At 60.5% G+C, this 13,402-nt stretch carries 13 protein-coding genes; 6 read left to right on the forward strand and 7 right to left on the reverse strand.

The genetic code is table 11. From position 1 onward, the window contains the following. Nucleotides 1–52 precede the first annotated feature (52 nt). From groL to HBH25_RS10650, 4 genes are all read right to left on the reverse strand, one after another. Nucleotides 53–1,702, reverse strand: a complete 1,650-nt coding sequence (gene groL, locus HBH25_RS10635; protein WP_168083894.1) for a chaperonin GroEL — start codon at nucleotides 1,700–1,702, stop codon at nucleotides 53–55. Nucleotides 1,703–1,751: 49 nt separating this feature from the next. Next, nucleotides 1,752–2,045 carry a co-chaperone GroES gene (locus HBH25_RS10640; RefSeq protein WP_028696642.1) on the reverse strand — a complete coding sequence of 98 codons (294 nt, stop codon included), beginning with the start codon at nucleotides 2,043–2,045 and terminating at the stop codon, nucleotides 1,752–1,754. Between the two features lie 262 nt (nucleotides 2,046–2,307). After that, on the reverse strand, nucleotides 2,308–2,766 hold the full coding sequence (locus HBH25_RS10645) for an FxsA family protein (protein WP_168083895.1): 459 nt from the start codon (nucleotides 2,764–2,766) through the stop codon (nucleotides 2,308–2,310). A gap of 150 nt (nucleotides 2,767–2,916) precedes the next feature. Next, on the reverse strand, nucleotides 2,917–3,927 hold the full coding sequence (locus HBH25_RS10650; protein WP_168083896.1) for a DUF481 domain-containing protein: 1,011 nt from the start codon (nucleotides 3,925–3,927) through the stop codon (nucleotides 2,917–2,919). A 75-nt stretch (nucleotides 3,928–4,002) separates the two neighbouring features. Between HBH25_RS10650 and HBH25_RS10655 the strand changes: the two genes are divergently transcribed. Then, nucleotides 4,003–4,374 (forward strand): MGMT family protein, encoded by a 372-nt coding sequence (locus HBH25_RS10655; protein WP_168083897.1) that lies wholly within the window; start codon nucleotides 4,003–4,005, stop codon nucleotides 4,372–4,374. Nucleotides 4,375–4,417: 43 nt separating this feature from the next. Then, on the forward strand, nucleotides 4,418–5,965 hold the full coding sequence (locus HBH25_RS10660) for an AmpG family muropeptide MFS transporter (RefSeq protein ID WP_168083898.1): 1,548 nt from the start codon (nucleotides 4,418–4,420) through the stop codon (nucleotides 5,963–5,965). On the opposite strand, the gene HBH25_RS10665 is transcribed toward HBH25_RS10660, so the two are convergent. Both HBH25_RS10665 and HBH25_RS10670 read right to left on the reverse strand, forming a co-directional pair. Next, nucleotides 5,962–6,840: a mechanosensitive ion channel family protein gene (locus HBH25_RS10665; protein ID WP_168083899.1), complete on the reverse strand. Its 879-nt coding sequence runs from the start codon at nucleotides 6,838–6,840 to the stop codon at nucleotides 5,962–5,964. The two genes, HBH25_RS10660 and HBH25_RS10665, sit on opposite strands and share 4 nt — an antisense overlap. Before the next feature lie 123 nt (nucleotides 6,841–6,963). Next, entirely contained in the window at nucleotides 6,964–7,449 is a 486-nt protein-coding gene (locus tag HBH25_RS10670; protein ID WP_168083900.1) for a YajQ family cyclic di-GMP-binding protein, read from the reverse strand. Nucleotides 7,450–7,670: 221 nt separating this feature from the next. On the opposite strand from HBH25_RS10670, the gene HBH25_RS10675 reads away from it, so the two are divergent. From HBH25_RS10675 to HBH25_RS10690, 4 genes are all read left to right on the forward strand, one after another. Next, the gene (locus HBH25_RS10675) at nucleotides 7,671–8,621 is read left to right on the forward strand and encodes a GGDEF domain-containing protein (protein WP_168083901.1); all 951 of its coding nucleotides are present in this window, start codon (nucleotides 7,671–7,673) and stop codon (nucleotides 8,619–8,621) included. 4 nt (nucleotides 8,622–8,625) lie between these two features. Next, entirely contained in the window at nucleotides 8,626–9,546 is a 921-nt protein-coding gene (locus HBH25_RS10680) for a putative 2-dehydropantoate 2-reductase (protein ID WP_168083902.1), read from the forward strand. A gap of 69 nt (nucleotides 9,547–9,615) precedes the next feature. Then, on the forward strand, nucleotides 9,616–11,646 hold the full coding sequence (locus HBH25_RS10685; protein ID WP_168083903.1) for a sensor histidine kinase: 2,031 nt from the start codon (nucleotides 9,616–9,618) through the stop codon (nucleotides 11,644–11,646). A gap of 1 nt (nucleotide 11,647) precedes the next feature. Beyond that, nucleotides 11,648–12,211 (forward strand): cob(I)yrinic acid a,c-diamide adenosyltransferase, encoded by a 564-nt coding sequence (locus HBH25_RS10690; RefSeq protein ID WP_168083904.1) that lies wholly within the window; start codon nucleotides 11,648–11,650, stop codon nucleotides 12,209–12,211. 221 nt (nucleotides 12,212–12,432) lie between these two features. On the opposite strand, the gene HBH25_RS10695 is transcribed toward HBH25_RS10690, so the two are convergent. Then, nucleotides 12,433–13,383, reverse strand: coding sequence for a Nudix family hydrolase (locus HBH25_RS10695; protein ID WP_168083905.1), 951 nt, complete (start codon nucleotides 13,381–13,383; stop codon nucleotides 12,433–12,435). Between the last annotated feature and the right edge of the window lie 19 nt (nucleotides 13,384–13,402).

Consider the following 13,402-nt stretch of genomic DNA (forward strand, 5'->3'; position numbering starts at 1 on the left):
GCTGGCCCTGTCGTTTTACCGGCAGGGCCTCATGGAGCGAGGTGAGGCTGGCTTACATCATGCCGCCCATGCCACCCATACCGCCCATGCCACCCATGTCTGGCATGCCGCCAGCTGCCTTGTCTTCCGGCAGGTCAGCGATCATGGCTTCGGTGGTGATCATCAGCGAAGCGATGGAAGATGCTGCTTGCAGCGCGGAACGGGTGACCTTGGCTGGGTCCAGGATACCCATTTCGATCATGTCGCCGTACTCGCCGGTTGCCGCGTTGTAACCGTAGTTGCCGGTACCTTGCTTGACCTTGTCTACTACGACGCTTGGCTCGTCGCCAGCGTTGGCCACGATCTGGCGCAGCGGCGATTCAACAGCACGGCGCAGCAATGCGATACCCACGTTCTGGTCTTCGTTGTCACCTTTAAGGTCAACGATGGCCTGCAGAGCACGTACCAGGGCAACACCACCGCCAGGTACCACGCCTTCTTCAACGGCTGCACGGGTAGCATGCAGGGCGTCTTCAACGCGGGCCTTTTTCTCTTTCATCTCAACTTCGGTACCAGCGCCAACCTTGATCACTGCAACGCCGCCAGACAGCTTGGCCAGGCGCTCTTGCAGTTTTTCGCGATCGTAATCGGACGAGGTATCGGCAACCTGGGCGCGGATCTGGGAAACGCGGCTCAGGATGTCTTCTTTGGAACCTGCACCATCAACAACAGTGGTGTTTTCCTTGGTCATGGTCACGCGCTTGGCGGTGCCCAGGTGTTCCAGGGTAGTGGTTTCCAGGGTCAGGCCGATTTCTTCGGAAATCACAGTACCACCGGTCAGGATGGCGATGTCCTGCAGCATGGCCTTGCGGCGGTCGCCGAAGCCAGGCGCCTTGACGGCTGCCACTTTAACGATGCCGCGCATGTTGTTCACCACCAAGGTGGCCAGCGCTTCGCCTTCAACGTCTTCGGAAACGATAACCAGCGGGCGGCCCGACTTGGCAACGGCTTCCAGAACTGGCAGCAGTTCGCGGATGTTGGAGATCTTCTTGTCAACCAGCAGCAGCAGCGGGTTGTCCAGCTCGGCCACCATGGTGTCCGGCTTGTTCACGAAGTAAGGGGACAGGTAGCCGCGGTCGAACTGCATGCCCTCTACAACGGACAGTTCGTTTTCCAGGCCCGAGCCTTCTTCAACGGTGATCACGCCTTCGTTGCCGACTTTTTCCATGGCTTCGGCAATGATGTCGCCGATGGCACGGTCAGAGTTGGCAGAAATGGTACCTACCTGAGCGATAGCCTTATTGTCGGCGCAAGGCTTGGACAGGTTCTTCAGCTCGGCAACAATGGCGATGGTCGCCTTGTCGATGCCGCGCTTGAGGTCCATTGGGTTCATGCCAGCTGCGACAGACTTCAGGCCTTCGCTAACGATGGCCTGAGCCAGAACGGTAGCGGTGGTGGTGCCGTCGCCTGCTTCGTCGTTAGCCTTGGAGGCTACGTCTTTCAGCAGCTGGGCGCCCATGTTCTCGAAGGCGTCCTTGAGTTCGATTTCCTTGGCAACGGAAACGCCGTCCTTGGTGATGGTCGGTGCGCCGAAGCTCTTGGACAGTACAACGTTGCGGCCTTTCGGGCCCAGGGTCGCTTTGACAGCGTCAGCCAGAACGTTAACGCCAACCAGCATTTTCTTGCGGGCGGAATCGCCGAATTTTACGTCTTTAGCAGCCATGATGGTTTTCCTGTAAGCAGAAGGGATGACGGGAGGCCAGTGCGGGCACTTAGCCTTCGACGACGGCGAGGATTTCGTTCTCGCTCATGACCAGCAGGTCTTCGCCATCAACCTTGACAGTGTTGCTACCCGAGTAAGGACCGAATACGACCTTGTCGCCGACCTTGACCGCCAGGGCACGTACTTCACCGCTGTCCAGAACGCGGCCGGTGCCAACTGCAACGATTTCACCACGGTTGGGTTTCTCGGCAGCCGAACCTGGCAGAACGATACCGCCGGCGGTCTTGGACTCTTCTTCGCTGCGGCGAATGACGACGCGGTCATGCAGAGGACGAAGCTTCATTGTCGATCTCTCCTAATTATGGTTGTTCATCGGCCAGGTTCACCCGGCCCATTGATGCAGTCCGGCTATCGCCGGTCGCGTTGCGCGATAGGCCCAACGCAGATTATTGACCGGCATTCGCGCCGGAACCTTGCGGTGACCCATACATAAGGCCGTGCACCTGGATTGCAAGGCCAGCCCTGAAAAATTTTTTGCCTTTTCTGTCGCCCAGAATGCACTACGCCCCCGAAAACGGAGGCGTAATAGAGCTACAAGCCAGGGGTCAGGAATCGCGATGTTCGTATTCGCCCTCAATCACATTTGGCTGCCGGGCGCCCTGTGGCGGCACGCCTGGCCCTGCATCCGTGAACGAACGCTGGCGCATCACATGTGCCTGGGTACGGGCACTGAGCTTGTCAGCCATCACTCGACGAGTCATGGGCAAGAGGAAGAACAGGCCAACAAGGTCACTGATGAACCCTGGAATGATCAACAGCAGGCCACCCACGGCCACCATTGCGCCGTTGAGCATATCCTGGGCCGGCAGCTCTCCGCTTTGCAGGCTGGCCCGCGTTCGCAGGGCGGTAGCGAGGCCCGCGACCCGAAGTACCAGCACCCCTATTGCAGAACCCGCGATGATCAGCAGCAAGGCCGGGAAGAAGCCTATGGCCTGCCCCACCTTGAAGAAAACGTAAAGCTCCAGCACAGGAAACAGGAGCAGCAACACCAGAAACGCACGCATCGAACTATCCTCGGCGAAAGTCACCTGCATATGTGACGACGATACGCCTCATTTCAAGCCAACGCTTGTGACATTACTTTCAACAAGCCCTGAAAGCCGCGCCAGTGCTGGGCTGGCGCAGGTGTTTCCAGGTATTGCGCGGGTGATGTATTACCAGGTTACGCCGAAGCCAGCGGTGTAACGGCTGCTGTCCAGGTTGTTGCCATTGGTCGTACCGGTGACCACATCCTTCTCATACTTGAGGTTGAGCGAGGCCCATTCGGTCACTTTGTAGCGCAGGCCTGCCTCGGCATCGAGGCTGTAGTCCGCAACGTTGCTCAAAGGCCGCCCCAGTTCGCCTGTGGTGAAGAACTCGACGGTTTTACCAATGAGGTAGCGGTTGTAATCCCACTTCACAGCCACCGAGTAGAAGTTCTCCTTCGAGTCATCGGCGAACAGGTAGTCGGTGCGGTTGACCAGGCTGCCCAGGGAGAACGCTCCCAGCTCGTTGTCCCAGAACTGATAGCCTGGGCCAGTACCCACGGTGCGCTGGCGACGTATGTCTTCAATGTTGTCGTGCTTGTAGTTCAGGCGGCCCTGCCAGTACCACTGGTCCGTAAGGAAGCGGTCCAGGGAGTACTCCATGCCCCAGTTGTCGGTACCCGTCGTGCCGTCTTCCACTTCGCGGTTGTACTCGCCGTCGGCGATATGGCGCCACTGGCCATGACGGGCTGTGGTCTTGAAGCCGATGTTGTAGTCGTCGGTATTGGTATCGGCGCGCTTGAAGTCCATGGCGGCATCGATGTTGCCCTTCCAGTTCAGGTCTTGCACCAGCGGCTTGGGCTTCATCAGCTGGTGAATGCTGGCCAGTTCCACGGTCTGGGGCGCGTCTCCACTGGATAGCACGACCTTGCCTTCGTCCGAGGGCTTGAGCGAATTGATGACTTCGTCATCGTTCGCGTCCTGGCGTACCAGCAGCGGCTGGTCGCTTTGCAAGGTCTTGACCTGTTTCATGTCCACCGGGATAGACCCACCGTAAGCGGTATCGACCATCAGCTTGCCGCCATCGAATACCTTGATGGTACCGGTGATACGGTCGCCGTTTTTCAACCAGACAGTGTCGGCGAAGGCGGAAGACATGGTGCAGGTGACAGCCACACACAGCAGGGTTCTGGTGAACATAGGCGACTACGGACTCGGTTTCGTGGAAGATCAACGTTATCTTGCGACAACACAGGGCTCAGGACTGACCTGATTATGCCAAATGAGTTCCGCTTCGCTGACTGTAATAATGTAACGGATCCGTTACCTGACGCCCGCAAGCTGGCGTTATATACGGTGCTCTCTGCCGTTCCGCCAGGGCATGTGGTGACGTACGGCCAGTTGGGCGAGCTGGCAGGCCTTGGCCGTGCGGCACGTTGGGTAGGCCGCCAGCTGAGCCAATTGCCGCCTGGCTCTACCCTGCCCTGGCATCGCGTAGTGGCCGCCGGGGGGCGCCTGAGCCTGCCAGTGGGTAGCCCAAGCGGAGATGAACAGCGTGCTCGCCTGCAAGACGAAGGCATGACAATTAACGGGAATCGTGTGGATATCCTGAGCCATGGCTGGCGCCCAGGCGAGCACAGCGGTTAGAGTGCGCGCTTTGTTTTTGCAGATGTGAGGCACCGCTCCGCCCATGCCCGGTAAAACCTGGCGCGCCGCCTTGGCCGCCTATGCCAGCCCCTCCACGTTGGTGCTGTTGCTTCTCGGCTTCGCCTCTGGCCTGCCTTACATGTTGGTGTTCTCTACCTTGTCGGTGTGGCTGCGTGAAGCCGGCGTGGCGCGGGAAACCATCGGCTATGCAAGTCTCATCGGCCTGGCATACGCCTTCAAGTGGGTATGGTCTCCGCTACTGGACCAATGGCGCCTGCCATTATTGGCACGCCTGGGGCGACGGCGCTCCTGGCTGGTACTTGCCCAGGCGCTGGTTATCCTGGGCCTGATCGGCATGAGCTTTTGCGACCCTCAAAAGCACCTGTCCTGGTTGATCGCCATTGCCGTGGTCGTGGCCTTCGCGTCTGCCACCCAAGACATTGCCGTGGATGCCTATCGCCTTGAAATCGCTGGTGACCAGCGTCAGGCCGCGCTAGCAGCCAGTTACATGGCGGGGTATCGCGTAGCAGCGCTGCTGGCCACCGCTGGCGCGCTGTTCTTCGCAGAATGGTTCGGGTCTACGGGGTTTGCCTACCTGCACAAAGCCTGGGCCGGTACCTATCTGCTGTTCGGCGTACTGATGGTGCCCGCGCTGGTCACCACCCTGCTCATGCGTGAGCCACCTGTGCCACTGCGCACCCAGTTGTCAGCAGCACGCTACGGGTTCATCCACCAGGTCGCGTCAGTGGTTGTGCTGATCATTCTGTTGGTATCGGTGCCCGCCATGTTCACGCAGCTGTATAACACCGATTTCGCCAGTGTGCTCAGTGGTGACATGAGCCCACTGGACCTGCTGCTGCAGGACCGCGCGTTTCTTCGAGCGCTGCTGTATACGATCCTCACCGCGCTGTGCCTGTCTGCCGTAGGCCGCCGCGGCCTGGCCCCGGTGCTTACGCCGGTAAACGACTTCATTCTGCGCTATCGCTGGCAAGCCTTGCTGCTGCTCGGCCTGATTGCCACGTACCGGATGTCGGACACAGTCATGGGCGTAATGGCCAATGTGTTCTATATCGACCAGGGCTTTACCAAGGATCAGATTGCCAGTGTCAGCAAGGTGTTCGGGCTGGTGATGACTTTGCTAGGCGCAGGTGCAGGCGGGTTGCTGATTGTACGGTTCGGCATCATGCCTATCCTGTTCATCGGCGGGGCGGCTTCGGCAGCGACCAACATCCTGTTCCTGATGTTGGCAGACATGGGTCCTAACCTGCGCATGCTGATTGTGACCATTTCCCTGGACAACCTCAGTTCAGGTTTGGCGACGTCCGCCTTCGTGGCCTACTTGTCCAGCCTCACGAACCTGAAGTTTTCGGCCACACAGTACGCCCTCCTTAGCTCCATCATGTTGCTGCTGCCCCGCCTGATCGGGGGCTACTCGGGCGTGATGGTGGAGAAGTACGGTTATCACACCTTCTTCCTTATCACAGCCCTGATGGGTGTACCTACGCTGTTCCTGATCCTGCTGCACTGGCGCTATCACAACGCTGCTGACATGGAAGCTGCCAGCAGCGAAGCTGATCCGGAAAAACCTTAATCGGCCTTGGCCTGAGGTGCTGGCGACGCGGGCAACGGCTTGCCATCTTCCTGCACTAGGCGAATCACCCGCTGCGGGAACGGGATGTCGATACCGGCATCGCGCAGCCGGTCACGTACTTCGGCGTTGAGCTTGTTCAGAACGCCACCGTAATCACCAGTATTGACCCACAGGCGCAGCGACAGGGTAATAGCGCTGTCGCCCAATGCGGCTACCACCGCTTCCGGTGCCGGGCTCTCCAGCACGCGCGGGTCCTTGGCCAGTTCCAGCAACACTTCGCGGCCTTTTTGCAGGTCTGCGTCGTAGTCCACACCAATGTCCAGGGTGATCTTGCGGGTCGGCTGGCGGTTGGTGTTGGTAATGATGCCGTTGGACAGGTTGCCGTTAGGCACAATCACGGTCTTGTTATCACCCGTGCGTAGCACCGTGTGGAAGATCTGGATCGCGTCCACGGTTCCGGCTACCCCTTGGGCTTCGATCCAGTCACCGATGCGGAAGGGCCGGAACAGCAAAATCAACACCCCGCCTGCGAAGTTCGACAGGCTGCCTTGCAAGGCCAGGCCTACGGCTAGGCCGGCTGCACCGATCGCTGCCACGAAGGAGGTTGTCTCGATACCGATCATCGAGGCCACGCTCACTAACAGCAGGATCTTGAGAATGATGTTGGCCAGGGTGCTGATGAACCCTTGCAGGGCAAGGTCGGCGTGACGCAGGGCCAGCAACTTGCCAATTTCCCGCGTGACCTTGTTTATCAGCCACCAACCGATGAGCAGTGTAGTCACGGCCAGCAGCACACGGCTGCCGTATTCCATGATCATGGGTATCCAGGCCTGGGAGGCACGGACAAGGTGGTTGACTTGGGCGTTCAGATCCATAGGGGGCTCCTGTATCGGCTTTCGAGGGGCGGACCAGGCGCCCCGTTAACAGCCGTCCGACGCCGATCCACCCGTGATGGTTCCTCGGGAAAGCGCCTGGGCGGCTACTTTCCCAAGCGTGCCTCAGTCCCGGAAGTTGTTGAATTGAAGCGGCATGCCGAATTCTTCACCCCGTAGCAGCGCAATGGCTTCCTGCAGGTCATCGCGTTTCTTGCCCGTGATACGCACTTGCTCACCTTGAATGGCAGCCTGGACCTTGAGCTTGGCATCCTTGACGCGGGCCACGATTTTCTTGGCCATTTCCTTGTCCAGGCCCTCGCGAAGGACCACGTCCTGCTTCATCTCCTTGCCGGAGGCATAAGCCTCTTTCACTTCCAGGCACTGCACATCGATCTTGCGCTTGACCAGTGCCATGCGCAGGATTTCCAAGGTAGCTTCGAGCTGGAACTCCGCCTCGGCGGTGAGGTTGACCGTCTTGTCCTTGTCATTGAAGGACATCTGCGCCTTGCCTTTGAGGTCGTAGCGGCGGTCCAGCTCTTTGACAGCATTGTCGACGGCGTTTGTGACTTCGTGTTTGTCCAACTCGGACACTACGTCGAACGAGGGCATTGAGTTTTCTCCAAAATGTTACAAATAAGCGGCGTACGAGTGATTCTGTCGGTTAAGCACGATAAACCTGCGCACTTGGCTTGACGACTAAAAGCACGGATCATTATAACGAGTGCCAGCATTGAGACACGCATTCCTCCCGAATCTGGTCACAAGCCCGTGGGCAGCATTGCTTCCGCTACACAGCGGCCCTTCCTTCCTTGCGAGAGTGCGAGCTCCAGATGTCAAACCCCAACCTGAGTATTCTCCTGGCCATCGGTGATGCAGGCATGCGCCACTGCGCGGCTGAGTTGCTGTCGCAAGGGGGGTATCACGACGTACGTACCTGCACCGTGGAGGACGCACCGGGTGAACTGGACCAACGTGCGGCTGACTTGCTGGTGGCCCACGGTGAGGCTGGCATGCGCCTGGCCTCAAAGGTTCGGGTGCTGGACGAGGCCACTAACGGCCATACCTGGGTATTGCTTTTGAGCGAGCAGGCAAGCGAACAGGTGCTCGACGAAACGGCCGACCTGGGGGTTGACGACCTACTGCCACCTGAGCTGATCGGCGCGCACTTGCTGGCACGGGTGCACGCCGGGGATCGGATGCACAGCGTACTGCAGCGCCTGGCCCGCGAAAACAGGCTGCTGCGTGACAACATCGCCAGCCTGGAGCAACGCAACCTGGTGGACTCGCTGACCGGCCTGGGCAATGCACGCTACCTGCGCCAGAAACTCGAAGACAGCCTTCGCCAGATCCAGGCCCGCGGGGGTGCGCTGTGCTACCTGCTGATCGGGTTGCAGAACGCTGGCACCCTGCAGCAGCAACATGGGGAGGCCCTCTATGAAGAACTCCTTCAGGGCGTAGGCCGTCGCCTTCAGCAGATGGTTCGCCCGCTGGACGTACTGGCGCGTGTGGATGACCAGCACTTTGTATTGCTCACCCTGCCCAGAAGCTTGCAGGAGTGCGCGCCTAGCAGTTTCAAGCGCCTCCATGACGGGTTGAACCTCAGGGGGTTCATGACCAGCGGCGGCCTGGTGGACCTGAGCGCAGGCATCAGCCTGGTAGGGCTGGATGAGAAAAGCCTTCCCATAGAGCCAGTGAGCCTGTTTGGTGAGGCCAGCCGCCTGTTGCAGGAGTCCTATGTTTCCGGGCTGGTCAACGCCCGCCGCCTGCCCGCCAAAACCTGAAACCATGGCGCCCCCCCCCTGGCATGTACTGGGCGCAGGCAGCATTGGCACCCTGTGGGCCTGCCGGCTGGCACGTGCGGGGTCAACCGTACGCCTTCTGATGCGCGGCCCCGCGCAATTGGCCCGCTATGAGCAGGGCCCTGGGTTACGGTGGGTAGAGGGCGGTGTTGAACGCACCTTCCGGCTGCCCGGCGACCTGCCGGATGCCCCGCAACCCATTGCCCAGCTGCTGGTAGCGTGCAAAGCCTACGACGTAGCCGCGGCTGTGGCGGCTGTGAGGCACCGCTTGGTACCCGGCGCACAGGTGATTCTGTTGCAGAACGGCCTGGGCAGCCAGCACGCCCTGGCGGCCACCCTCCCCGAAGCCTGCGTCACACTGGCGTCCACCACCGAAGGTGCCTTCAGGCGTGACGACGGTGCCGTCGTGTTTGCCGGGCAAGGCTTCACCTGGCTAGGCCCCACAGGCGCCCGGCCTGCCCCCCTGTGGCTAAGCGAGCTGGAACAGGCCGGCATTCCCCACCAATGGACGCCTGACATACTGGCCAGGCTATGGCGCAAGCTGGCTATCAACTGCGCCATCAACCCGCTGACCGTGCTTCATGGGTGCCGCAACGGCGAATTGACCAAGCATGCGCCTGCGATCACTGGCCTGTGCCAGGAGCTGGCACGGCTGTTACAGGCAGTTGGCCTACCCAACGCTGCCGTAGGGCTGCTGGACGCTGTATGGGAGGTGATAGCCGCCACCTCGCAGAATTATTCGTCCATGTACCAGGACGTGACAGCAGGGCGCCGAACCGAAATCCATTACCTGATCGGCTATGCCTGCGCTGAAGCAGCACGCCTTTGCGTGGCTGTACCTGCGCTTGAACAGCTTCGTCAAAACCTGATCGCCCACCTTCATGCCGAAGGCTTGCCCACAGACTAAGCGAAGGCTTACCCACAGACTAAGCGCACCCTTGCTACACTCGCTCCGTTCCCTTGAGCTGGATGTGTGATGCCTCTGCGACAGCGCCTCGAAAACCTTCCTGTTGGGCAAAAGCTGCTGGCCGCCCTGCTGGTCCTGATGGTCACGGTACTGGTAGCAGCCAACCTGACCTTCATCACGGCTGCCTACTGGATTTCCCACGAGAGCATGGCGCCTCAGGCCATGCAGACCATCGCTCGGCTGGTCAGCCAGCCGCAGCTGGCGCACCAGGCCGCCCGCTCTGCCGAGGCCGCCAATGACCTGCTTCGCGAGCTGGACAGCTACTCGCCCCTGCGTGCGGCCGCGGTATACGCGCCGGATGGTCAGCGGCTGGCGCAATTGCAGCATGGCAGCAAGCTGTCGGTGCCGCATGTGTTCGAGGAGCTGGGCCAGTGGCGTTTGACCGAATTCCGCAGTACCCAGGTCGCTGAGCTGCCGTCCGATGACGGGTTGCCAGGCCATTTGCTGTTAGTGGCGTCCAGTGAACTGCCTGTGGCGTTCTATACCGGCACGTTTACGGCCAGCCTGGGGATATTGGTGTTCAGTGTGCTGCTATGGATGATTATCGCGCGGCAGATCCGCCGGTTGATCACGCGCCCCATCTACGACCTGGAAGAGCTGACCCGGCAGGTCACACGCGAGGAAAACTATTCGCTGCGCGCCCTGCCCGGCAACCATGACGAAATCGGCAGCCTGGCCGAAGCCTTCAACACCATGCTGTCGCGTATGGAGGCGCGGGAACAGCAGCTCAAGCGCGCACGCGATGATGCCCAGAGTGCCTATGACGCGGCCCAAGGCCTTGCCGAGGAAACCCGGCATACCAATCGCAAGCTTGAGCTTGAAGTGCAGGTACGCAGCAAGATCGAGAAAAAGCTCACCGGCTTTCAGAATTACCTCAACAGCATCATCGACTCTATGCCCTCGGCGCTTATCGCCCTGGATGAGCAGTTGTACGTCACCCAATGGAACAAAGAGGCCAGCGCCCTCTCAGGCACCCCCTTGGACGAGGCGCTGAACCAGCCCATATTCCTGGCCTTCGAACCACTCAAACCTTTCCTGACGCAGCTGCGTGCCTCGGTGGAGCAACACCGCGTGGTCAAAGTGGAGCGCGTCACTTGGCTCAAGGATGACGTAGCCCATCACTATGCACTGACGTGCTACCCCTTGGCAGGCGGTGCGGGCCGTGGCGTGGTCATCCGGCTCGACGACATCACACAGCGGCTGTCGCTGGAAGAGATGATGGTGCAGTCCGAGAAAATGCTGTCCGTGGGAGGGTTGGCGGCGGGCATGGCGCATGAGATCAATAACCCATTGGGGGCCATCCTGCACAACGTGCAGAATGTCCGCCGCCGCCTGTCTCCAGACCTGCCCAAGAACCTGGAACAGGCACAGGCCGCAGGCGTTCCTCTTGAAGGTATCAACCGTTACCTGCAGGCCCGTGAGATCCCCCAACTGCTGGAGGGTATACACAGCGCCGGAGCACGCGCAGCCAAGATCGTGACCCACATGCTTAGCTTCAGCCGGCGCAGCGATCGGCAACTGGCGCCTTGTGACTTGCCTGCCCTGATCGACCAGGCTGTGGAAATCGCCAGCAGCGACTTTGATCTGAGCATCGGTTTCGACTTCCGAGGCCCGTCCATTGTGCGCCAGTTCGACCCCCGGCTAGGCCCTGTTCCCTGCACGGCCAATGAGTTGGAGCAGGTGATACTCAACCTGCTGAAAAATGCGGCCCAGGCCATTCACCAGCGTGAACACCCCAGTGAGGCAGGCCGTATTGTGTTGCGCACACGCCTTAATGGCCCTTGGGCGGAAATACAGGTGGAAGACAACGGCGTGGGCATGCCAGAGCATGTACGCAAGCGTATGTTCGAGCCCTTTTTCACCACCAAGGAAGTAGGCCAGGGCACTGGGCTGGGGTTGTCCGTGTCCTACTTCATCATTACCAATAACCACAAAGGGCAGATGGAAGTGCAGTCGACACTGGGGGTGGGCACCTGCTTCACCCTGCGCCTGCCGCTGGTGCAGCCAGCCGTGACAAGCGCCATCGCCTCAGGAGCATGACATGGGCTTCAGGCTGTCGAAAATCTACACACGTACTGGGGATACTGGAGAGACTGGGCTGGGAGACGGGCGCAGGGTCGCCAAGGATCACCCCAGGGTAGAGGCCATTGGTGAAGTGGATACCCTCAACAGCCAACTGGGCCTGCTACTGGCACACTTGAGTGAAAAACCCCACCTGGCACAGGTGCAGGACGTACTTGCCCCCTGCCAGCACCGCCTGTTCGACCTGGGCGGCGAATTGGCCATGCCGGGCCATCGCGCGTTGTATAACAGTGAAGTGGAACGCGTAGAGGCGGCCATTGATGCCTGGAACGAGGTGGTAGGCCCCTTGCGCAACTTCATTCTGCCTGGAGGCTCTGTGTGCATTGCGCAAGCGCACATGTGCCGTGCCCAGGCACGCACTGCCGAACGCAGGTGCCAGCAGCTGCAGCGCGAAGAGCCCTTGGACGGTGTAGGGCTGGCCTACCTCAACCGGCTATCGGACCTGCTGTTCGTGGCCGCTAGAATGATCGCCCGGCTGGAGGGTGTGGAAGAGGTGCTGTGGGCACAGGCGGTGGCACGCTGAAGACTAAGCCGGTCCCATTCGCCCTTATGGGACCGGGCATAGCCCGGGAACAGGCCAATCGTCTTTTAGGCCAGCTTTTCGGGCCAGGACGCACGAATGCGAATACGGGCCCCACAAACCGCCACCCTACATGGACCTTGCAGGCCCTGTTCGCCCGCTACGCTTGCGCTTCGCAGGCTCCTACACAAACCCGCAGCACAAACCCGTAGCAGGCAGAACACTCAGGCCGGCTTTTCGGGCCAGAACGAGCGAATGCCGGCGACACCTTGAGCCCCCATCTCCCAGGCCCGCTGGGTATCACCCGGCCCAACCCCACCGAGCAGGAACACAGGCTTGTTGAAGCCTGCGATCAATTGCTCGGCCTGCGCCCATCCTAAAGGCACCGCATCGGGGTGGGTTTGCGTGGGCTGTACTGGCGAGAGCGTCACGAAATCCACGCCCATGCGTTCTGCCAGCTCCAGCTCTTCAGGGCCGTGGCAGGACGCGGCCAGCCAACGGTCTGCCGGGAACGGCCGGCCATTGGGAGCATATTTGCGCAACTGCTCAGCGGTGAGGTGCCAGCCTGCGCTAGGGAAGTCCCCGAGCCATTCCAGCGGCCCCTTGAGCATCAACTGCGCCTTGGCCGCACACAACCCTGCCGCATCGACTGCCAGGTCCCGGTACTGAGGGTCGTACAGGTTTGGCGCGCGCAGTTGCACCAGCCTGGCACCCTGGGCAATGGCCGTACGCAGCCCGCCCAGCAATTCAGGGCCTGGCAGGCCATCGGGGGTAATCAGGTAGGCGGCGGGGAGGCGCGCTGCACTCACAATGGGCGCATTGGCTGCCGGGAAGTCATAGTTGCCCAAGGCCTTGGGGGCGACCCATGCCAATGGCTGCCCCTCGACACCCTGGGGTTCGCCCTCGAAGCCGTCCACCTCCCACACATCCAGCAGCACCTGCTTGTCAGGATAATCGTGGGCGACTTTGATCAAAGGCCGGGCCGACGTGACCTGAATGCCCAGCTCTTCGGCCAGTTCTCGTGCCAAGCCAGCCGTGGGCGACTCGCCCTCCTCCAGCTTGCCCCCAGGAAACTCCCACAGGTTGCCCTGGTGCTGAGCGGCATTGCGCCGGGCAATCAACACCTTGCCATCGGCGCGGCGAATCACAGCAGCCGCTACATGAACCCGTTTCATTGTGCCTCCTCGTCGCTTG

This window comes from Pseudomonas quercus, assembly GCF_012033695.1.
Lineage (GTDB): Bacteria > Pseudomonadota > Gammaproteobacteria > Pseudomonadales > Pseudomonadaceae > Aquipseudomonas > Aquipseudomonas quercus.